Source organism: Thermus sp. 2.9 (assembly GCF_000794385.1).
Lineage (GTDB): Bacteria > Deinococcota > Deinococci > Deinococcales > Thermaceae > Thermus > Thermus thalpophilus.
This window is the reverse complement of sequence record NZ_JTJB01000048.1, coordinates 21636-41605: the sequence shown is the minus strand read 5'-3', so window position 1 is coordinate 41605 and position 19970 is coordinate 21636. Positions and strand designations below refer to the sequence as shown.

19 protein-coding genes are annotated in these 19970 nt (G+C 67.0%); 16 read left to right on the top strand and 3 right to left on the bottom strand.

The genetic code is table 11. The features are described 5' to 3' along the window. Position 1 precedes the first annotated feature (1 nt). The 4 genes from QT17_RS11900 to QT17_RS11885 are packed head-to-tail and all read left to right on the top strand — an operon-like array spanning position 2 to position 4281. Positions 2–718: an alpha/beta hydrolase gene (locus QT17_RS11900; protein ID WP_039460268.1), complete on the top strand. Its 717-nt coding sequence runs from the start codon at positions 2–4 to the stop codon at positions 716–718. Then, a complete protein-coding gene (locus QT17_RS11895) occupies positions 708–1271 on the top strand; it encodes a DUF72 domain-containing protein (RefSeq protein WP_039460266.1) in 564 nt (187 codons plus the stop codon). The genes QT17_RS11900 and QT17_RS11895 overlap by 11 nt, the downstream gene beginning before the upstream one ends. Next, positions 1268–3160, top strand: a complete 1893-nt coding sequence (gene speA, locus QT17_RS11890; RefSeq protein WP_039460264.1) for a biosynthetic arginine decarboxylase — start codon at positions 1268–1270, stop codon at positions 3158–3160. Before QT17_RS11895 ends, speA begins: the two co-directional genes overlap by 4 nt. A gap of 44 nt (positions 3161–3204) precedes the next feature. Then, positions 3205–4281 (top strand): diguanylate cyclase, encoded by a 1077-nt coding sequence (locus tag QT17_RS11885; protein ID WP_200883405.1) that lies wholly within the window; start codon positions 3205–3207, stop codon positions 4279–4281. A 40-nt stretch (positions 4282–4321) separates the two neighbouring features. Here QT17_RS11885 and metK read toward each other — a convergent pair whose 3' ends face one another. Continuing rightward, positions 4322–5500: a methionine adenosyltransferase gene (metK, locus tag QT17_RS11880; RefSeq protein ID WP_039460292.1), complete on the bottom strand. Its 1179-nt coding sequence runs from the start codon at positions 5498–5500 to the stop codon at positions 4322–4324. An 88-nt stretch (positions 5501–5588) separates the two neighbouring features. Here metK and murI point away from each other — a divergent pair, with 88 nt between their 5' ends. The 10 genes from murI (at position 5589) to QT17_RS11830 (ending at position 16531) form a co-directional block, all read left to right on the top strand. Then, the gene (gene murI, locus QT17_RS11875) at positions 5589–6362 is read left to right on the top strand and encodes a glutamate racemase (protein WP_039460262.1); all 774 of its coding nucleotides are present in this window, start codon (positions 5589–5591) and stop codon (positions 6360–6362) included. 9 nt (positions 6363–6371) lie between these two features. Next, positions 6372–7016, top strand: a complete 645-nt coding sequence (locus QT17_RS11870; protein WP_039460261.1) for a TIGR00730 family Rossman fold protein — start codon at positions 6372–6374, stop codon at positions 7014–7016. A 5-nt stretch (positions 7017–7021) separates the two neighbouring features. Next, positions 7022–7633 carry an RdgB/HAM1 family non-canonical purine NTP pyrophosphatase gene (gene rdgB / locus QT17_RS11865; protein ID WP_039460260.1) on the top strand — a complete coding sequence of 204 codons (612 nt, stop codon included), beginning with the start codon at positions 7022–7024 and terminating at the stop codon, positions 7631–7633. Continuing rightward, entirely contained in the window at positions 7630–8661 is a 1032-nt protein-coding gene (locus QT17_RS11860; RefSeq protein WP_039460259.1) for a hypothetical protein, read from the top strand. Before rdgB ends, QT17_RS11860 begins: the two co-directional genes overlap by 4 nt. 95 nt (positions 8662–8756) lie before the next feature. Next, a complete protein-coding gene (locus QT17_RS11855; RefSeq protein WP_039460257.1) occupies positions 8757–9614 on the top strand; it encodes an extracellular solute-binding protein in 858 nt (285 codons plus the stop codon). 59 nt (positions 9615–9673) lie between these two features. After that, the gene (locus tag QT17_RS11850; RefSeq protein ID WP_039460256.1) at positions 9674–11002 is read left to right on the top strand and encodes an ABC transporter permease subunit; all 1329 of its coding nucleotides are present in this window, start codon (positions 9674–9676) and stop codon (positions 11000–11002) included. Continuing rightward, positions 11003–12322, top strand: a complete 1320-nt coding sequence (locus tag QT17_RS11845) for a sugar ABC transporter permease (RefSeq protein WP_039460254.1) — start codon at positions 11003–11005, stop codon at positions 12320–12322. Then, the gene (locus tag QT17_RS11840; RefSeq protein ID WP_039460253.1) at positions 12319–14031 is read left to right on the top strand and encodes a glycoside hydrolase family 13 protein; all 1713 of its coding nucleotides are present in this window, start codon (positions 12319–12321) and stop codon (positions 14029–14031) included. Before QT17_RS11845 ends, QT17_RS11840 begins: the two co-directional genes overlap by 4 nt. Positions 14032–14035: 4 nt before the next feature. Then, the gene (locus tag QT17_RS11835; protein WP_052155212.1) at positions 14036–14266 is read left to right on the top strand and encodes a hypothetical protein; all 231 of its coding nucleotides are present in this window, start codon (positions 14036–14038) and stop codon (positions 14264–14266) included. A gap of 27 nt (positions 14267–14293) precedes the next feature. Further along, on the top strand, positions 14294–16531 hold the full coding sequence (locus QT17_RS11830; RefSeq protein WP_039460251.1) for an endonuclease MutS2: 2238 nt from the start codon (positions 14294–14296) through the stop codon (positions 16529–16531). On the opposite strand, the gene QT17_RS11825 is transcribed toward QT17_RS11830, so the two are convergent. After that, complete coding sequence (locus QT17_RS11825) at positions 16517–16927, bottom strand: thioesterase family protein (protein WP_039460250.1); 411 nt, start codon at positions 16925–16927, stop codon at positions 16517–16519. The two genes, QT17_RS11830 and QT17_RS11825, sit on opposite strands and share 15 nt — an antisense overlap. A 130-nt stretch (positions 16928–17057) precedes the next feature. Here QT17_RS11825 and QT17_RS11820 point away from each other — a divergent pair, with 130 nt between their 5' ends. Beyond that, a complete protein-coding gene (locus QT17_RS11820; RefSeq protein WP_039460247.1) occupies positions 17058–18749 on the top strand; it encodes a M3 family oligoendopeptidase in 1692 nt (563 codons plus the stop codon). A 35-nt stretch (positions 18750–18784) separates the two neighbouring features. Continuing rightward, positions 18785–19237 carry an arsenate reductase ArsC gene (locus tag QT17_RS11815; RefSeq protein WP_039460246.1) on the top strand — a complete coding sequence of 151 codons (453 nt, stop codon included), beginning with the start codon at positions 18785–18787 and terminating at the stop codon, positions 19235–19237. Here QT17_RS11815 and ubiE read toward each other — a convergent pair. Beyond that, on the bottom strand, positions 19234–19938 hold the full coding sequence (gene ubiE, locus QT17_RS11810; protein WP_039460245.1) for a bifunctional demethylmenaquinone methyltransferase/2-methoxy-6-polyprenyl-1,4-benzoquinol methylase UbiE: 705 nt from the start codon (positions 19936–19938) through the stop codon (positions 19234–19236). The two genes, QT17_RS11815 and ubiE, sit on opposite strands and share 4 nt — an antisense overlap. Positions 19939–19970 lie beyond the last annotated feature (32 nt).

The following is a 19970-nucleotide window of genomic DNA, read 5'->3' as shown; positions in this document are numbered from 1 at the left end:
CATGGCGCGGGAAGCAACCCTCACCTTGGCCGGGCTTCCCGTCCTGGCCCGCATCCCCGAGGCCCCCAAGGCCCTCCTCCTCGCCCTCCACGGCCTACAGGGCTCCAAGGAGCACATCCTCTCCCTCCTTCCCGGCTACGCCGAAAGGGGGGTTTTGCTCCTGGCCTTTGACGCCCCGAGGCACGGGGAAAGGGGAAGCCCTCCCTCGGCCAAAAGCCCCCGCTACGTGGAGGAGGTCTACCAAGTGGCCCTGGGGTTTGGGGAGGAGGCCCGGGCCGTGGCGGAGGCGGCCCAAGAACGCTTCCGCCTTCCCCTTTTCCTGGCGGGGGGGAGCCTGGGGGCCTTCGTGGTGCACCTCCTCCTTTCCGGGGGGTTCCGGGCCCAGGGGGCCTTGGCCTTCATCGGCTCGGGGTTTCCCATGAAGCTTCCCCAAGGGCAGACCTTGCAAGACCCCAGGGTCCAGGCCCTCTACGAGCGGCCCCCCGCCCTCCAGGGGGAAAACTACGGCGAGGTGCCCCTTTTGCACCTCCACGGCACCAAGGACCTCATCGTCCCCTTGGCCCGCATGGAGAAGACGGTGGAGGCGCTCAGGCCCCACTACGGGGAAGGCCGCCTGGCCCGGTTCGTGGAGGAGGGGGCGGGGCACGCCATCACCCCCCTCATGGCCCGGGTGGGCCTGGCCTTCCTGGAGGCTTGGCTGGAGGAACGTGCTCCTTAAGGGGCTCAGGGGTTACCGGGGGTACCCTGGGGGGTTCAAGGCCTACCGCCAGGCCTTCCCCACGGTGGAGCTTTCCTGGTGGCACCGGCTGGCGGACCCCAAGACGATTGGCCGCCTCCGGGCCCTGGCCCCAGAGGGCTTTCGCTTTAGCGTCTTTGGCCACAAGCACCTCACCTTCCGCCCCTCGGGGGAGGAGAGGCGGGTTTTGCGCCGCTTTCTGAGGCGCTTTCGCCTTTTTGGGGACAAACGGGGGGCGGTGCGGCTTTGGGTCCCCCAAGACCTCACGCCCGCGGCGCTGGGGGCATGGTTAGACCTCCTGGAGGCGGTGGAGGGGGAACTTGGCCCCATGCCCATCGCCTTCCAGGCGGCAGAGCCCCTGCGCCCCCTTCTTCGGGAGAGGGGGAGAGTGGTGGTGAACGAGGCCGGCGGGCCCTTCCTCTACCTGGTGGACCCGGAAGGCCCCGTCCCCGAAGGGGAGGGCTACCTTTACCTTAGCCCTTCACAAGCAGGCCCTTCCGCCCTACACTCAAGGGCGGAGGTTGACCCGGATTGAAAACGGCCAGGCGCTTTTCCCCCAAAGAAGCCGAGGAGATCTACCTGGTGCCCTACTGGGGCGCGGGGTTCTTCCGCGTGGGCCGGGACGGGGAGCTGGAGGTGACCCCCTTGGGCCCCGAGGGCCCCGCCGCTTCGCTTTTGGAGATCGTGGAGGCGCTGAGGGACGAGGGGAGGCCCTTGCCCCTGGTGCTCCGCTTCCCCCAGATCCTCGAGGCCCGGGTCCGGGAGCTCAACGAGGCCTTCCGCCGGGCCATGGAGAAGTACGGCTACACCGGGGGCTACCGGGGGGTATACCCAGTGAAGGTGAACCAGCGCCGCCTGGTGCTGGAAACGGTGGCCAAGGCGGGGAGGCCCTACCACCACGGCCTCGAGGCGGGGAGCAAGGCGGAGCTCGCCCTCATCCTGGCGCAAAACCTCTCCCCGGAGGCCCTCATCACCACCAACGGCTTTAAGGACGACGACTTCATCCGCCTGGCCCTCATGGGGCGGAAGCTGGGGCGGAACGTGGTCATCACCCTGGAAAAGTTCGCCGAGCTTCCCCGGGTGGTGCGGCTTTCCCAGGAGCTTGGGGTCAAGCCCCAGATCGGCATCCGCTACAAGCTCAAGGCCAAGGGGGCGGGGCAGTGGGAGGCCTCGGGGGGGGAAAACGCCAAGTTCGGCCTCACCACCCCGGAGATCGTGCGGGCGGTGGAGATCCTCAAGGAGGAAGGCCTCCTGGACACCCTGGTCATGGTGCACGCCCACATCGGCAGCCAGGTCACGGACATCCGCAAGATCAAGGCGGCAGTGCGGGAGGCGGCCCAAACCTATGTGCAACTCCGGAAGCTGGGGGCACCCCTCACCTACCTGAACCTGGGCGGGGGGCTGGCGGTGGACTACGACGGCTCCAAGACCAACTTCTACGCCTCGGCCAACTACACCCTCTCCGAGTACGCCGAGGACCTGGTCTACGTGACCAAGGAGGTGGTGGAGGCCCAGAACGAGCCCCACCCCATCCTGGTCACGGAGTCGGGCCGGGCGGTGACCGCCTACCACCAGGTGCTGGTCCTGGAAGTGATTGACGTCATCACCCCCCCTGGGGAAACCCGGCCGCAAGCCCCCCCTGAGGAGGCCCACCCCCTGGTGAAGGAACTTTGGGAGGGCTGGAAAAGCCTCTCCCCCAAGAACTTCCGCGAGGTCTACCACGACGCCTTCGCCGACAAGGAGACCCTGCAGACCCTCTACGATCTGGGCCTGGTGTCCTTGCGGGACCGGGCCTTGGCGGAGGAGATCTTCTACCACATCGCCAGGCGGGTGTACGGCATCGTGCGGGAGCTTCCCTACGCCCCCGATGAGTTTGAGGACCTGGAAAAGCTCCTGGCCGACAAGCTGGTGTGCAACTTCTCCATCTTCCAAAGCCTCCCCGACGCCTGGGCCATCCACCAACTCTTCCCCATCGTGCCCCTTTCCCGCCTCCACGAGCCCCCCACCCGCCAGGCCACCTTGGTGGACATCTCCTGCGACTCCGACGGCAAGATGGACCGCTTCATTGACCTGCACGACGTGCGCCAAAGCCTGCCCGTCCACCCCATCCGCCCCGGGGAGCCCTACTACCTGGGGGTCTTCCTGGTGGGGGCCTACCAGGACGTCCTGGGGAGCAACCACAACCTCTTCGGTCAGGTGGGGGAAGCCCACGTGGTGGTGGATGAGGAAGGCTTCGCCATTGAGCGCTTCGTCCCCGGGGAAACGGCGGAAAAGGTCATTGAGAAGATGGGCTTCACCGCCCGGGAGCTCTTCCAGGGGGTGGAGCGCCTGGTGCGGCAAAGCCGCCTCTCCCCGGCGGAGAAAGGGGCCTTCCTGGAGCGGTATATGCGGGAGCTCCAGGGGTACACCTACCTGGAAGACTGAAGGCGTTAAGGCCCCGTTAAGGGGGGTTCGGGCAGGATGGGGGCATGGGCCTGCCCGAAGGGCGGTACACTGGGATTAGCTTGCAGCCCACCCTGGAGCTTCTGGACCCCTTGAACCCCCTCCGCAGGCGGGTGGCCCTATGGCTACTGCCCCTGGGGGCGGCCCTCGCCTTGGTGGCGCTTTTCGCCTCCCAAAGGGTGGGGCTAGACCCCGTGGACCGGGTCTTCCTGCCCGTTTTGGTCCTGGGGTTCGCCCTCCTTAGCGCCGCCCTTTGGCTTCGGCCCCGCTTCGCTGCCTGGGTTCTGCCCGGCGCCCACGCCCTGGTGGCCGCTTACCTCCTCGCCACCTTGGCCTACCAGCTCCTCTTCCGGCCCAACCCCATGGGGCTTTCCCCCGCCGCCTTCTGGGTGCCCTTCGTGTACTTCAGCAGCTTCCTCTTCTTCCACACCCGGCAGGCGGTGCGCCTCGCCCTCCTCTACCTCCTCACCCTCTTCCTCCTCTCCCTCCTAGGGGCTTTCCGCGGCCACTACCAACCGGAACACGTGAACGCCTTGGCCCAGTTCTTCGGGGCTAACCTGGCCTACGTGGGCCTCCTCTACATGCTGGTGCGGATCAAGGAGGGGTACCTCGAGGCCCAACTGGACGCCTACACCGACTTCCTCACCGGCCTGCGCAACCGCCGCTACCTGGAGCTTATCCTGGAAAGGGAGCTTTTCCGGGTCCAGCGTTACGGCCGCCCCCTCGCCCTCATCGCCCTGGACCTGGACGGGTTCAAGGCGGTGAACGACACCTTTGGCCACGAGGTGGGGGACCGGGCGCTCAAGGCCCTAGCGGAGTGCTTGGAGCGCCACATCCGCCAAAGCGACCGGGCGGTGCGCTTAGGGGGCGAGGAGTTCGCCGTCGTCTTGCCGGAAACCGAGCTCCCCCAGGCCCTGGCCCTGGCGGAAAGGCTCCGCCAAAGCATAGCGGCCCTAAAGGCTCCCCCGGTGCCAAGCCTTTCCGCCAGCTTCGGGGTGGCCCAGGCCGCCCCCACGGACTCCCCCCTCTCCCTCCTCAAGCGAGCGGACGAGGCCCTGTACCGGGCCAAGCGCAAGGGTAAAAACCGGGTGGAGATCGGCTAGGCCCCCTAGGCCCTGGCCTAGGGGGCTAGGCAACCTTCCCTTAGAGGCCCGCTTCCCGGCGCAGGGCCTCCACCCGGTCCGTCTCCTCCCAGGGGAAGCCGGCGCGACCGAAGTGGCCGTAGGCGCTGGTGGGGGTGTAGATGGGCCTAAGGAGGTCCAGCTCTTCAATGATGGCCAAGGGCCTCGGGTCAAAGACCTTCTTGGCGATTTCCGTGAGCTTCTCGTCGGGCAGGACCCCGGTGCCGAAGGTTTCCACCCGCAAGGATACGGGCCTGGCCTTGCCGATGGCGTAGGCGAGCTCCACCAAGGCCCTTCGGGCGAGCCCCGCCGCCACCAGGTTCTTGGCCATGTAGCGGGCGTAGTAGCTGGCGGAGCGGTCCACCTTGGTGGGGTCCTTGCCGCTGAAGGCCCCGCCCCCGTGGGGCACCGCCCCCCCGTAGGTGTCCACGATGATCTTGCGCCCAGTGAGGCCGGTGTCGGCGTGGGGGCCGCCCAGGATGAAGCGGCCCGAGGGGTTGATGAGGTACTCCGTCTCCCCCTCCTTCAGGTACTCCGGAGGAATGGCTTGGCGCACCACCTCGCGAATTAGGTCCTCCCGTAGCTGCTCCTGCTCCACTTCGGGGGAGTGCTGGGCGGAAACCACCACGGTCTTCACGTAAAGGGGCTTGTCCCCCTCGTAGACCACGGTGACCTGGGCCTTGCCGTCGGGGCGCAGGTAGGGGAGGAGCCCGGTCTTGCGCACCTCCGCCAGGCGCATGGTGAGGCGGTGGGCCAGGGTGATGGGTAGGGGCATGAGCTCGGGGGTCTCGTCGGTGGCGTAGCCGAACATGAGCCCCTGGTCCCCCGCCCCGGTGCGGTCCAAGGGGTCGGTGGACTTCAGCACCCGCCACTCGTAGGAGAGGTTAACCCCCCCAGCGATGTCCGGGGACTGCTCGTCAATGGCGGTGAGCACGGCGCAGGTGTCCGCGTCAAAGCCGTACTTGGCCCGGGTGTAGCCCACCTCGCGCACCGTCTTGCGCACCAGGTTGGGGATGTCCACGTAGCCTTCGGTGGTGATCTCCCCCGCCACGAAAACGAGCCCGGTGGTGACCAAGGTTTCCGCCGCCACCCGGGCCTTCTTGTCCTGGGCGATGAGGGCGTCCAGGATGGCGTCGGAAATCCGGTCCGCCAGCTTATCCGGGTGCCCTTCCGTGACCGACTCGGACGTGACCAGCCGCAACTTGCGCACCTCCTTCGTACCCGCCCCCTTCGGGGCAACCCTGATAGTATAGCACCCCCCCTCCCCCGTCCAGGTATGATGGCGGGCCGTGAAGGACCCCAAGGCCCCCATCGGCGTCTTTGACTCGGGGGTGGGCGGGCTCACGGTACTCAAGGCGCTCCGGCAAGCCCTTCCCCGGGAAGACTTTCTGTATTTCGGCGACACCGCCCGCGTTCCCTACGGGGGCAAGCCCCTTGCCATGGTGCGCCGCTTCGCCTGGGAGATCGCGGGCTTCCTCCTGCGGCAAGGGGTGAAGGCCATCGTGGTGGCCTGCAACACGGCGAGCTCCGCCGCCCTTCCCGACCTGGCCGAGGACCTCTCCGTGCCCGTCTTCGGGGTGCTGGAACCGGCGGCGGAGGTGGCCCGGGGCTACCGCAAGGTGGGCCTCATCGGCACCCAGGCCACGGTGGAAAGCGGGGCCTACGGGCGGTACGTGCCCCTCTCTTGGGCCAAGGCCTGCCCCCTCTTCGTCCCCTTGGTGGAGGAGGGGCTATGGGACGACCCTGTGGCCTTCCTGGTGGCCCGGCACTACCTGGAGGAGGCCCCCAAGGACCTCGAGGCCCTCATCCTGGGCTGCACCCACTACCCCTTCCTCAAGGCCACCCTGGAAAGGGTCCTCCCCGGAGTGGCCCTCATTGACTCCGCCGAGGCCACGGCCAAGCGGGTGGCGGAGGCATTAGCCCAAGCCGGGCTTTTGAACCCGGAAGGCCAAGGGAGGGTGCTCCACTACGTCACCGGGGACAAGGAAAGCTACAAGTCCCTGGCGGAGCGGCTTGGGGAAAAGGTGGAAACCCTATACCGGGTGAGCCTGGAAGAGCTTTAGCATGGAGACATGCCCAAGAAGCCCCTCATAGACCAGCTCCACCACGAGGACGCCTGGCGGCTTTTCCGCATTCTGGCGGAGTTCGTGGAGGGCTTCGAGACGCTTTCCGAGATTGAGGTGCCCTTGGTTTCCGTCTTCGGCTCCGCCCGCTTCGGCGAGGGCCACCCCGCCTACGCCCTGGGCTACCGCCTGGGCAAGTCCCTGGCCGAGGCGGGCTACGGGGTGGTCACGGGGGGCGGGCCCGGGGTAATGGAGGCGGTGAACCGGGGAGCTTACGAGGCGGGGGGGGTCAGCGTGGGGCTCAACATTGAGCTCCCCCACGAGCAAAAGCCCAACCCCTACCAGACCCACGCCCTCTCCTTGCGCTACTTCTTCGTGCGCAAGGTGCTTTTCGTGCGCTACGCCCACGCCTTCGTCTTCCTGCCCGGGGGGTTCGGCACCCTGGACGAGCTTTCCGAGGTCTTGGTCCTGATCCAGACGGAAAAGGTCCACCCCTTTCCCGTCTTCGCCCTGGACCGGGCCTACTGGCAGGGCCTTCTTTCCTGGATGGCCTTCTTGCAGGAGCAAGGGGCCATAGACCCCAAGGACTATCACCTCCTCACCCCCGTGGAAACCCCGGAAGAGGTGGTGGCCGCCCTAAAGGAAGTATCCTGAAAAGGATGCGCGTGGTCCTGGCCACCTCCAACCCCGGCAAGGTGCGGGAGCTTATGGAGGGCCTCGCCCCCCTGGGCTGGACCCTCCTTTCCTTGGCGGATTTCCCTTTGCGCATGCCCAAGGAGGAGGGGGCCACCTTCCTGGACAACGCCCTCCTCAAGGCGGCCCATGTGGCCAAGGCCACGGGGCTCCCCGCCTTGGCGGACGACTCGGGCCTCGAGGTCTACGCCTTGGGCGGGGAGCCTGGGGTCTACTCCGCCCGCTACGGGGGAAGGGAGACGGACCGGGAGCGGAACGTCTACCTCCTGGAAAGGATGCGCCACCTCAAGGGGGAGGAGCGCAAGGCCCGCTTCGTAGCCGTCTTGGTCCTGGCCTACCCCGACGGGCACGCCGAGGCCTACGAGGGTAGCGTGGAGGGGTACATCCTCGAGGCCCCTCGGGGAGAAAAGGGCTTCGGCTACGACCCCCTCTTCTACGTGCCCGAGGCGGGGAAGACCTTCGCCGAGATGGACCTGGAGGAGAAAGCCCGCTACTCCCACCGAGGGAAGGCCATCAGGGCCCTCGTGGAGGCCTACAGGGAAGGGCCTCCACCCCGGGAGGTTTCCAAGCTGGAATGAACCTCCTTTTCCCCCACATCGCCCTCTACCGCCTCTTTGACCTGGCGGACGAGATTGACCTCTCGCGCCTTTCCACCCCCCGGCTTCGCCTCTCCCGGGCGAGGCTCGGGGCGGTGCGCTTCCAGAACCCCCCGGCGGAGGTGGAGCTCGGGGTAAGGAGCCTGGAGGGGCTTTCCGGCCTCCTCACCGCTCGGCTTTATGAGTTCGGGGTGGTCTCCCTCTCCTTCCGCATCCACCTGGGGGAGAAGGTGCCCTGGGAGGTCTTCTTGGAAAAGGGGCTCAAGATCCCCGAGCTCCCTTTCTGGGATGGGTTTTTCCTGGCGGAGCTCGCCGCCTTGGAGCCTTACCTTAAAGGGGCCCTTCTCCGCCCCGAGGAGAAGCGGCTTTCCGAGGAGTTCGCCGTCTACCACGCCCTGGGCCTCGAGGGGGCCAAGGCGCACGACCCTCCCGTGGACCTCACCCCCTTGTGGATGGGCACGGCGGAGGAGTTCGCCCCCGAGGTGCGGCGGGAGATGGAGCGCTACCGCTACAGCTACTCCACCGAGGACCTGGCCCTTCTGGGCTTTGACCGGGTGCTCATCCTGGACTCGGAGGGCATCTGGGACGTGGCGGACCTGGTGGAGTTCGTCCACGCCCAACTTTTGGAGCTTTCCTATTACGACCGCCTCCTCACGGAGGAGCTGGAGGCGGTGCCCGAGGTGCTCAAGGAGCGGGGGCTTTGGGGCTACGGCCGGCTCCAGCGCCTCCGGCGCCGCCTCATGGCCCGCCACGCGGAGATCGCCCACGTGCGGGCCCGCATGGAAGGGGCCTTGCGCATCACCGAGGACCTCTTCTACGCCAAGATCTACCGCGCCGCCTTGGAGCTCTACGGGGCCCACGAGCTGGAAAGGAGCGTGGAGGAGAAGCTTAGGGTCCTCGAGGCCACCTACGAGATGGTGACGGAGGAGGTGGCCCACCTGCGCACCCAGGCGGTGGAGGTGGCCATCCTGGCCCTCATCGCCTTTGAGGTGTTCCGGGCCCTCCACTAGGGACTTGTGCCCTTCCCAAGAAGGAATATACTTGGGGCGCAGGGTGCGGGCAAAACCTTTGGCGGAAACGCTACCACGCGCCCGGAGGTGGGATTATGAGGAAGCTTCTGGCGGTTTTGGCCCTTGGACTCTCCCTGGCCCTAGCCCAGGGGAAGATCACGGTCTGGACCCACTTCGGCGGCCCCGAGCTGGAGTGGCTCAAGGCCCAGGCGCGGGCTTTTGAAAAGACCTCCGGCACCAAGGTGGAGGTGGTGGAGGTGCCCTTTGGGGACATCCCCTACTTCAACTTCGGCTTCTTCAAGGCCTTTGGAGCGGAAAACGTCTTCGGCAAGGACGCCAAGGGCAACCTGGACCCCAGCAAGCTCCTCATAGGCGGCGAGGTGGGGGAGAAGGCGCTCCAGTTCATCAAGGACCTGCGCTTCCGCTTCAACCTGGTGCCCGAGGGGGTGGACTACGGCGTGGCGGATGGGGCCTTCAAGGACGGGGCCTTGGCCATGATCATCAACGGCCCCTGGGCCCTGGGGGACTACAAGAAGGCCAAGATTGACTTCGGCATCGCCCCCTTCCCCACCCCGCCCGGGGCCAAGAACCCCTGGGGGCCCTTCCTCGGGGTCCAGGGCGTGGTGGTGAACGCCTACTCCAAGAACAAGACCGCCGCGGTCAACTTCGCCAAGACCCTCATCACCGGCAAGAACCTGGTTTCCTTCAACCAGGCGGGGGGCCGCATCCCCGTGTCCAAGAGCGCCGCCAAGACCCTGGAGAAGGACCCGGTGGTGGCGGGCTTTTCCAAGGTCTTCGCCCTGGGTACCCCCATGCCCAACATCCCGGAAATGGGCAAGGTCTGGGGCCCCTGGGGGAACGCCATTAGCCTGGCCATCCAGCGGCCCGACGCCAACGTGAAGAAGATCGTGGAAGACATGGTGGCCGAGATCAAGAAGGCCATCGGCAAGTAAAGGCCCATGCCCGCCCCCCACGGGACCCTCCTCCCCCGTGGGGGGATTATGGTTAGACCATGAAGCACCCACCGGGTCTAAAAGGCTTCCTCCTGGCCCTCGCCCTCCTGCTGGGCCTCCTTCTGCTGGCCACGGGGGTTGGGGTCTTGGGGTACTTCGCCCTCGAGGCCCACCTGGCCCCCCCGGGCTGGACCATCCTCGTCTTGGCCCTCCTCGTCCTCCTGCCGGGGGCGGTGGCCCTGGGGCGGCTTTTCCCCTGGCTTTCCGACTGGTACTACTTCCTGCCCGCCCTTTCCTTCCTCCTGGTCTTCACCCTCTACCCCATCGGCCTCACCGTCTACCTGGCCTTCACCGACTACTCGGGGCAGAAAAACGGCTTCCCCGACCGCTCCACGGAAACCCGGGTGCGGGAGCAAGTGGGCCCGAGGCTCGTCCTGGAAGCCCCCGTGACCGAGGCCCTCCGCTGCGACCCCTGCCGGGGCGAACCCGTGGAGGTCTACGCCGAAGGGCACCGGGCGCGGGCCCGCATCCTGGAGGCGGAAGGGACGGCCTTGGTCCTGGACCGCCCCCTTCCCTTCCGGGCGGAGTTCGTGGCCAAGGTGAACGCCTTCCGCTTCGTGGGCCTAAGGAACTTCACCTTTATCCTTTCCCAAGCGAGCCAGGCCCTCCTTCCCGTCTTCGTTTGGAACGTGATTTTCGCCGCCAGCACCGTGCTTTTGAACGCCTTCTTAGGCCTGGTCCTGGGCCTTATCCTGAACAACAAGGGCCTGAAGCTCCGCAACTTCTACCGCACGGTGCTCATCGTCTCTTGGGCCCTGCCCGGGGTCATCACGGTGCAGGTCTGGGTGGCCCTTTTGAACTACAACTTCGGGGCCGTCAACCGCCTCCTCGGGGTCTTGGGCGTCTACCCCATCCCCTGGCTCAACGACCCCGACTGGGCCAAGGTGGCCATCCTGCTCGTGAACCTTTGGCTCGGCTTCCCCTACATGATGACCGCCACCTTGGGCGCCCTTTCCACCATCCCCGACGAGCTCTATGAGGCGGCCAAGGTGGACGGCGCCACCCCCTGGCAGGCCCTTTGGGGCATCACCCTGCCCCTTTTGGAGAAGCCCATGGTGCCCATTTTGCTCTCCTCCTTCGCCTTCAACTTCAACAACTTCTACATCATCTACCTCCTCACCGGGGGCGGCCCGGCCCAGGAGGGAAGGCTGGCCACGGCCCAGGCCACGGACATCCTCATCTCCTGGGCCTACAAGACGGCTTTTAGCGCCGAGGGGCAGTCGGCTTACGGCCTGGGGGCGGCCATCAGCCTGATCATCTTCGCCATCACCGTGGCCATCAGCCTGGTGAACTTCCGCCTCACGGGGGCGCTGAGGGAGGTACGGTAGATGCGGCGGCTTCTTGGCTTCCTCCTCACCGGCTTGGCCCTTTACGGGGTCCACTGGTTTGCGGCCCACCGCCTCTTTGACGAGGGGTCTTACCGCAAGCAGGTGGCCTTCGGCAGCGTTTTCGTGCCCTACGGCTGGGCTTACGCCCTTTTGGGGCTTTTGGGTTTGGCGCTTCTCATCCTCCTTTATAGCCTCCTCCACACCGCCCTCACCAACCGCCTGACGGGGCGGAGGCGGAGCCCCTGGTCCCTTTTCCTCCAGGGGGTTACCCACCTCTTCCTCTGGGTCCTCATCCTCCTCGTCTACTACCCCGTGGTCCAGGTGGTGGCGGCGAGCTTTGACCCCACCAACAACCTCTTCAGCTTCCGCAGACCCGACACGGGCTTCCTCCTCCTGGACGCCAAGGTCATCCCCTACCTGCCCGAGCCCTCCTTGGAAAACTACGCCGCCTTGGTGCGGGGGGTGGTGCTTTACCCCTACCAGGTGGGGCTTCTCCTCCTGGCGGGGCTATCCCTTCTGGGGGTGGCCCTGATTGGCCTCCTCCGCCGCCTCCTTCCCCAGGAGGAGTGGATGGACCTCTGGCAAGGCCGCCTCCTGGCCGCCTTGACCCTTTTCGTCTTCCTCGTCGCCCTCCTCCTTTCCCCCAAGCAGTTCACGGGGCAGGGGACGGAGACCAAGTTCCTCCTTTGGGTGCGGAACACCTTCCTCATCTCCGGTCTCACGGGGCTTTTGGCGGTCCTGCTCACCGCCACCGCCGGCTACGCCTTCGCCCGCTTCCGCCACCTGCCGGGGCGCTACCCCTTGCTCCTCTTCTTCATCTTCGTGCAGATGTTCCCCGGGTTTTTGGCCCTGGTGGCCATCTACTACCTCCTTTCCCGGCTGGACCTCTTGAACACCTTCACCGGCCTGGTCTTGGCCTACTCGGGGGGCATCATCAGCTTCGGCACCTGGGTGTACAAAGGGTATTTGGAGAGCATCAGCCCAAGCCTCGAGGAGGCCGCCATGGTGGACGGGGCCACAAGGTGGCAGGTCTTCACGCGGATCCTCCTCCCCCTTTCCGCCCCCATGTTCGTCTTCATCTTCCTCCTCCAGTTCGTGGGCACCTACTCGGAGTTCGTCCTGGCCAACCTGGTGCTCACGGGGGTGGAGAGCTGGAACGTGGGCGTGGGGCTTAGGAGCTTCACCACGGGGCAGTTCCAGACCAAATGGGGCGTCTTCGCCGCGGCGAGCGTCCTGGGCTCCTTGCCCATCCTCTTCCTCTTCTACGGCTTCCAGCAGTACTTCGTTTCCGGCTACACGGCGGGGGCGGTAAAGGAATGAACCGCCACGACCTGGAACACGTCCACCCCCCCTTCCCGGACCTGGGGGAAGCGGTGACCCTTTTCCTGGAAACCCCGGCCAAGGAAGGGCTTCTCGTCTACGAGAAGGACGGGGAGCTCCACGAAAAGCCACTGGTGCCCTGGGAAAGGGGCCTGAAAGCGGAGGTCTTCCTCCACACGAGCCCCTTTCGCTACGCCTTCCGCCTGCCCGAAGGGTACTGGGGAAGCCATGGCTTAGAAAAAACCCTTCCCCGCTACGACCGCTTCTTCCACCTCCTGGCGGGGCCGCACCCCCCGGAGTGGGCCTTGGGAGCGGTTTACTACCAGATTTTCCCCGACCGCTTCCGCCAGGGGCGCCCCGAGCTTGCCCCAAAGGAGGGGGCCTGGCTTTACGGGGGTAAGCCCATCCGCCGAAAGGCCTGGCACGAGCCCCCCGGGGAAGACGGCGCCCGGGAGTTCTACGGGGGGGACCTATGGGGCGTCCTCGAGGCCCTCCCCTACCTCAAGGACCTGGGGGTGGAGGCCCTCTACCTCACCCCCATCTTCCAAAGCCCAAGCAGCCACCGCTACGACACGGAAGACTACCTCCGGGTGGACCCCCACCTGGGCGGGGAGGAGGCCTTGAGGGCCCTTTACCAAGCCCTGGAAGCCCAGGGCATGAAGCTCATCCTGGACGGGGTCTTCAACCACGTGGGGGCGACCCACCCCTGGTTCCAAAGGGCCCTAAAGGACCCCGAGGCCCCGGAGCGGGGCATGTTCACCTTCCGCCCCGACGGAAGCTACGCCAGCTTTTGGGGCGTGAAGCACATGCCCAAACTGGACTACGCCTCGCCCCTCACGCAGGAGCGCTTCGTCCATGGCCCCAAGGCCCCCATCCGCCACTGGATGCGCCTGGCCCACGGCTGGCGCCTGGACGTGGCCCACTCCATCGGGGAAGGGGGCACCAACCGCAAGAACGCCCGCTGGCTCCGGGCCTTGGCCCGGGCGGCCAAGGAGGAGCGGGAGGACGCCTTGGTCCTGGGGGAGCTTTCCTACGACACCACCCCCACCCTGCGGGCCCACACCCTGGATGGGGCCATGCACTACGCCGGCTTCGCCCACCCGTTGATGGCGTGGCTCTCGGGGCGGGACGTGCACGGGCGGGCGGTGGCCCTGGAGGCGAAGGAGGTCTGGCAAACCCTCCTGGACCACTACCAGGCCCTTCCCCTCCAGGTGCGCCACGCCATGTACACCTTCGTTTCCTCCCACGATATCCCCCGGGCCCTTTGGCGGCTAAAGGAGGACGTGGAGCGCTTTAAGTTGGCCTACACCCTCCTCTTCGCCTTCCCCGGAAGCCCCGCCATCTACTACGGGGACGAGGTGGGGCTTTCCCAGCCCAACCCCTACACCCTCTGGAAGGGGGACCCCTACTGCCGCGCCCCCTTCCCCTGGGACGAGGGGCGTTGGAACCGGGAAGTCCTCTCCTTCCTGAAGCGGCTCGTGGCCCTAAAGAAGCGCCATCCCGCCCTGCGCCGGGGCGGGCTTTTGCCCCTTAAGGCCCCCCCTGGGGTCCTGGCCTTTCGGCGGCGGTACGGGGGCCAGGAGGTCTGGGCCTACTTCGCCCCCGAGGGCGCCCGGCTTCGCCTTCCCCGGGGGGTGGACCTCCTGAGGGAAACCGAGGTGGAAGGGGAAGTGGAAGCCTCCCTCCTCCTCTTCCAACCCCTAGAATGAGGAGGTGGGGCGCAAGATGCCTGGACCCCGCAAAAGGCCTGGAAGGAAGCCCTTCTTCCTGGAGGCGTGGGGCCGCCTCTCCCCAAAGGAGCGGAGGCAGCTCCTGGAAGGGCTTTTCCTCCTCCTTTCCCTCCTTCCCTTGGGCCGGCTTGGCCGGGTGGGGGCCTGGCTCAGGTTCATGGCGGGCCCCGGGGGGCAGGTGGCCTTGGGCCTTTTCCGCCTCCTTAAGCGCTAGGCCTTTTCCGGGCTATACTTTTTCTTTGTGCGGGACGTCCTCGAGGTCCTGGAGTTCCCCAAGGTGCGGGCCCTTTTGGCGGAAAGGGCCAAGACCCCCTTGGGGAAGGAGCTCGCCTTGGCCCTCGCCCCCCTTGCCCGGGAGGAGGCGGAGCGGCGCCACCAGCTCACCCAGGAGGCGCAAAGCTACCCCTACGCCCTCCCGGAGGCGGGGACGCTCCGGGATGCCTACCAGAAGGCCCTTTCCGGGGGCAAGCTTTCCGGCCCCGAGCTCTTGAGGGCCGCCCAGGCCCTGGAGGAGGCCATGGCCCTCAAGGCGGAGCTCCTTCCCCTCCAGAACGCTCTAAGCCAGGTGGCGGAGGCCATCGGGGACCATCACCCCTTCCTCGGCCGCGTGAAAAAGGCCCTGGACGAAGAAGGGGCGGTGAAGGACGAGGCAAGCCCCCGCCTCCTCCAGATCCGCCGGGAGCTTAAGCCCCTCCGCCAGGAGATCCTGGACCGCCTCCACGCCCTCATGGACCGCCACCGGGAGGCCTTCCAGGACCGCTTCGTCACCCTGCGCCGGGACCGCTACTGCGTGCCCGTGAAGGCGGGCTTCGCCCACAAGGTGCCCGGCATCCTCCTGGACGAGTCCGAGTCCGGGGCCACCCTCTTCGTGGAGCCCCTTTCCGTGGTGAAGCTGAACAACCGCCTCCAGGCCCTAAGGCTCCAGGAGGAAGAGGAGGTGAACCGCATCCTGCGGGAGCTTTCCGAGCGCCTGGCAGAGGACGAGGGGGTGCCGGAAACCTTAAAGGCCCTGGCCCTTTTGGACCTGGTCCAGGCCCAGGCCGCCTTGGCCCGGGACCTCGGCTTGGTCCGCCCCCGCTTCGGCGAGGGCTATGCGCTCAGGGAGGCCTTCCACCCCCTGATCCAGAATCCTGTAAGGAACTCCTTCGCCTTGGACGAGAAAACCCGCCTCATCCTCATCTCCGGGCCCAACATGGGGGGAAAGACCGCCCTGCTAAAAACCTTGGGCCTGGCGGTCCTCATGGCCCAGTCGGGGCTTTTTGTCGGGGCCAGGAAGGCCCTCCTCGCCTGGCCCGACCGGGTCTACGCCGACATTGGGGACGAGCAGTCCTTGCAGGAAAACCTCTCCACCTTCGCCGGGCACCTCCGAAGGCTCAAGGAGATGCTGGAGGAGGCCACGCCCCATAGCCTCGTCCTCATAGACGAGCTGGGAAGCGGCACCGACCCCGAGGAAGGGGCGGCGCTTTCCCAAGCCATCCTGGAGGCCCTTCTGGAAAGGGGGGTAAAGGGGATGGTCACCACCCACCTCTCCCCCCTCAAGGCCTTCGCCCAGGGGCGGGAGGGGATCCAGAACGCCTCCATGCGCTTTGACCTCGAGGCCCTCCGCCCCACCTACGAGCTCGTCCTGGGGGTGCCGGGGCGGAGCTACGCCCTGGCCATCGCCCGGAGGCTTTCCCTGCCCGAGGCGGTGCTGAAGCGGGCGGAAGCCCTTCTGCCGGAAGGGGGAAGGCTGGAAACCCTCTTAGAGCGCCTGGAGGCGGAAAGGCTTCGCCTGGAAGAGGAAAGGCGCCGCCTGGAAGGGGAGCTGGCCCGGGCCGAGGCCTTAAGGCAGGGGCTAGAGGAGCGGGAAAGGCGCCACCAAGAGGAGCGGGAAGCCCGCCTAAAGGCCTTGGAAGAGGAGGTGCGGGAACGGCTTTTGGAGGTGGAGGCGGAGCTCAAGGCCATCCGGGAGAAGGCCAAGACCGAAAGCAAGCGGGATGCCCTCCGGGAGCTCATGGAGCTCAGGGCGCGCTACGCCAAGAAGACCCCCCCTCCCCCGCCCCCACCCGGCCTCGCCCCCGGCAGCCCCGTGGAGGTGCCCGCCTTGGGCAAACGGGGCCGGGTGGTGGAGGTGCGGGGGGAGGAGGCCTTGGTCCAGGTGGGGCCCTTGAAGATGAGCCTCAAGGCCAAGGAGCTCAGGCCCCTACCCCAAGAGGAAGCGCCCAAGCCCCTCCTGGCCAAGCCGAGGCGGGAGGTGAAGGAGGTGGACCTAAGGGGCCTCACGGTGGAGGAAGCCCTTTTAGAGGTGGACCAAGCCCTGGAGGAAGCGCGGGCCTTAGGGCTCACCACCCTCCGCCTCCTCCACGGCAAGGGCACGGGGGCCCTGCGCCAGGCCATCCGCGAGGCCCTGAGGCGGGACAAGCGGGTGGAAAGCTTCGCCGACGCCCCGCCCCACGAAGGGGGGCACGGGGTAACGGTGGCCGTGCTACGAAGCGGTTAGGGGCCGGCCCTCCAAGGCCTCTATTTGCCGGCTCACCGTCTCGGGCAGGGGGGCGGGCTTGCCCCCCTCCAACCAGACCAACACCCCCACCCCTTGGGCGGCGGGCACGCCGTTAGCGGTAATAAGGTGCTCCATGCGCAGGCTGGAACGGCCCATCCCCACCGCCCGCACCCCCACCAGGACCTCGTCTTCCAGGAAGATGGGCTTCAGGTAGTCCACCTCCATGCGGGCCACCACGAAGTGCCCTTCTTCCAGCCAATCGGGGGAGATTTTTTGGAAATAGCGGATGCGGGCCAGCTCCATGTAGGAGAGGAAAACGGCGTTGTTCACATGGCCCAAGGGATCTAGATCGCGAAAGCGAACGTCCACCCGCACCACAACCGGGAAACCTTCCATGACCTCAGTCTATACCTCAAGCCATCCAAGGAACCCGTCGCCTCCCGGCGCGCACCTACACCAACCCCACCGCTCCAGGCCCCTACCGGAAACCCCGAGCTCTGACCCGCGGGTCAGGTATAGTGGGGGCATGACCGAGACCACCTGGGACCTAACGCCCCTTTTCCCCGACCTGGATAGCCCCGAGTTCCGGCGGGCCTGGGAAGGGGTAAGGGGGCGGATCGCCCACCTCAAGGGACTTTTGGAAAAAGAAGCCATCCTAGGCGAGGTCCTGGCCGCCCTGGACGCCCTTCAGGAGGAGGCCACCCCCCTTTGGGCCTACCTCTACGCCCGCTTCACCGCCAATACCCAGGACGAGGCCGCCTTGGCCAAGCTCTCCGAGCTGGAGGTGCTCTTCCTGGACTTCCAGCGGCTTAGGCCTAGGCTCGTCCGCTACCTGGCCTTGCAGGAGCCCGAGGAGGCGGGGCCCCACCGCATCTTGGTGGAGGAGGCCAAGGAGGAGGCCCTGCACCTGATGCCGGAGGGGGAGGAGGTCCTGGCCGCCGAGCTCAGCCTCTCGGGGCGGCAGGCCTGGGCTAAGCTCCACGAAAGCCTCACCAGCCAGATCACCGCGGTGGTGGACGGGGAGGCGCTTCCCATCACCAAGGTGCGCAACCTCTACTTCCACCCCGAGGAGGCGGTGCGCAAGAAAGCCTACGAGGCGGAGCTTAAGGCCTGGGAGGCCCACGAGGTGCCCCTGGCCTACGCCCTAAACGGGGTGAAGGGGGAGGCGAGCGCCCTCAACCGGCGCCGGGGGTACAGGGACGACCTCGAGCCCACCCTCCTCCGCAACCGCATCCGCCGCAAGACCCTGGCCGCCCTGCAGGAGGCGGTGCGGGAAAGCCTTCCCCTTTTCCGCCGCTACTACCTCCTCAAGGCCAAGGCCCTGGGCAAGGAGCGCCTGGACTGGTGGGACCTCTTCGCCCCCATCGGGGAGGGCAGGCGCTGGACCCTGGAGGAGGCCCGGCGCTTCATCCGGGAAAAGCTCGCCGCCTTCGCCCCAAGGGCCGCCCAGGTGGCGGAGGCCGCCTTCGCCGAGCGCTGGATGGACCTTCTCCCCCGCAAGGGGAAGGTGGGCGGGGCCTACTGCATGCCTAGAGGAGGCGGCAAAAGCCTGATCCTCGCCAACTACGAGGAGAGCTTTGAGTCGGTCTCCACCCTGGCCCACGAACTCGGCCACGCCTACCACAACTTCGCCCTGGCCCAGGCCCCCGCCAGTTTGCGGGAAGTGCCCATGACCCTGGCGGAAACCGCCAGCATCATGAACGAGACCCTGGTGGTGGAGGCGGCCCTAAAGGAGGCCTCCCCCGGGGAGGGCCTCCTCATCCTGGACGCCTACCTGCAGGGGGCGGCCCAGGTGGTGGTGGACATCCACAGCCGCTTCCTCTTTGAGTCCTGGGTCTTCCAAAGGCGCAAGGCGCGGGAGCTTTCCCCGAGGGAGTTCAAGGAGCTCATGCTAAGGGCCCAGGAGGAGGCCTATGGGGAGGCCCTCGCCACCCGCCACCCCTACATGTGGGCGGTGAAGGGGCACTACTACGGGGCGGACTTCTACAACTACCCCTACACCTTCGGCCTCCTCTTCGGCCTCGCCGTCTACGAGGCCGCCAAGGAAGACCCTGGCTTTGCCGAGCGCTACGAAAGGCTCCTCGCCGAGTCGGGGATGCACTTCGCCGAGGAGCTCGGCCGCCGCTTCGGCTTTGACCTGGAAAGCCCCGCCTTCTGGCGGAAGGGCCTCAAGGTGTTGGCGGAGAAGGTGGAGGCCTTGGAAAAGCGGCTTTCCTGACCCTCTCCTGACCCGGGTGGGGTAGGCTTGGGGGGATGCGGGTCCTCGTCCTTTGCACCCACAACTCCGCCCGAAGCCAGATGGTGGAAGCCTGGCTCAGGCGCTACGCCCAGGAGCTTGGGGTGGACCTCGAGGTCCACTCCGCCGGCACGGAAAAGACCTTCGTGAAGGAGGAGGCCAAGCGGGTCATGGCGGAGGTGGGGCTGGACCTCTCGGGCCACCATTCCAAGACCCTCTGGGAGGTGCCGGACCCTTGGAACTTCGGCCTGGTCCTCACCGTGTGCGACCAGGCCGAGGAGGCCTGCCCCGCCTACCCGGCGAGGACGGAGAAGCGCCACGTCTCCTTCCCCGACCCCACGGGGAAGCCCCTGGAGGCGTGGCGCCGGGTGCGGGATGCCCTGGGCCGGATGGCCCGCTTCCTGGTGGAAAGGCTCAAGGAAGGGGAGATCCCAAGCGACGAGGACCTGGCCCGGGCGGCGGGGCTTTAGGGCTTATCCCCCACGTGGATGGCCGCCACCCCGAAGGTGAGGAGCTCGTAGCGCACGGAAAACCCCGCCCGCTCCATGAGGGCCTTTAGGGCCTCTGGGGGCGGGAAGGCCTCCACGCTTTCCGGCAGGTAGCGGTAGGCGCCGAAGTTCCCCGAGATCACCCCCCCGAGGAGGGGGAGGACCCTTTGGAAGTAAACCCGGTAGACCAGGCCGAAGGCTCCCTTGGGGGGTGGGGGAAACTCCAGGAGGACGAGCCTGCCCCCGGGGGCCAAGACCCGGTGGATTTCGGCGAGGGCCTTCCCATGGTCGGCGAAGTTGCGGAAGCCGAAGGCGAGGGTCACGGCGTCAAAGGCCCCCTCGGGGAATGGGAGGGCGAGGGCGTCGGCCTCGAGGAAGCGCACCTCCAGCCGCCTCGCCCGCGCCTTTTTCCGGGCGATCTCCAGCATGGGGGGGGCGAAATCCGCCCCCACCACCTCCGCCCCCGGGGCCTTGGCCTTTAGCAAAAGGGCCAGGTCCCCCGTCCCCGTGGCCAGGTCCAGGATGCGCCTTGGGCCCTTCTCCAAGGCCAGGGCCACCGCCCGCCTTCGCCAGCGCACGTCCGCCCCCAGGGAAAGAAGGCGGTTTAGGAGGTCGTAGCGGGGAGCGATCTCCGAGAACATCCGCCGCACCCGCTTGGCTTTTTCCTCGGGCAAGACCGCCACGAGGGGAGTCTAGCACCAACGGGGCGTTCCGC

Coding starts and splice junctions, on each gene's coding strand:
- QT17_RS11820 (WP_039460247.1), top strand. CDS start 17,058: ATGACCGAGACCACCTGGGACCTAACGCCCCTTTTCCCCGACCTGGAT.
- QT17_RS11900 (WP_039460268.1), top strand. CDS start 2: ATGGCGCGGGAAGCAACCCTCACCTTGGCCGGGCTTCCCGTCCTGGCC.
- QT17_RS11825 (WP_039460250.1), bottom strand. CDS start 16,927: ATGGAAGGTTTCCCGGTTGTGGTGCGGGTGGACGTTCGCTTTCGCGAT.
- QT17_RS11840 (WP_039460253.1), top strand. CDS start 12,319: ATGAACCGCCACGACCTGGAACACGTCCACCCCCCCTTCCCGGACCTG.
- QT17_RS11885 (WP_200883405.1), top strand. CDS start 3,205: ATGGGCCTGCCCGAAGGGCGGTACACTGGGATTAGCTTGCAGCCCACC.
- QT17_RS11870 (WP_039460261.1), top strand. CDS start 6,372: ATGCCCAAGAAGCCCCTCATAGACCAGCTCCACCACGAGGACGCCTGG.
- rdgB (WP_039460260.1), top strand. CDS start 7,022: ATGCGCGTGGTCCTGGCCACCTCCAACCCCGGCAAGGTGCGGGAGCTT.
- QT17_RS11815 (WP_039460246.1), top strand. CDS start 18,785: ATGCGGGTCCTCGTCCTTTGCACCCACAACTCCGCCCGAAGCCAGATG.
- QT17_RS11845 (WP_039460254.1), top strand. CDS start 11,003: ATGCGGCGGCTTCTTGGCTTCCTCCTCACCGGCTTGGCCCTTTACGGG.
- QT17_RS11850 (WP_039460256.1), top strand. CDS start 9,674: ATGAAGCACCCACCGGGTCTAAAAGGCTTCCTCCTGGCCCTCGCCCTC.
- QT17_RS11860 (WP_039460259.1), top strand. CDS start 7,630: ATGAACCTCCTTTTCCCCCACATCGCCCTCTACCGCCTCTTTGACCTG.
- QT17_RS11855 (WP_039460257.1), top strand. CDS start 8,757: ATGAGGAAGCTTCTGGCGGTTTTGGCCCTTGGACTCTCCCTGGCCCTA.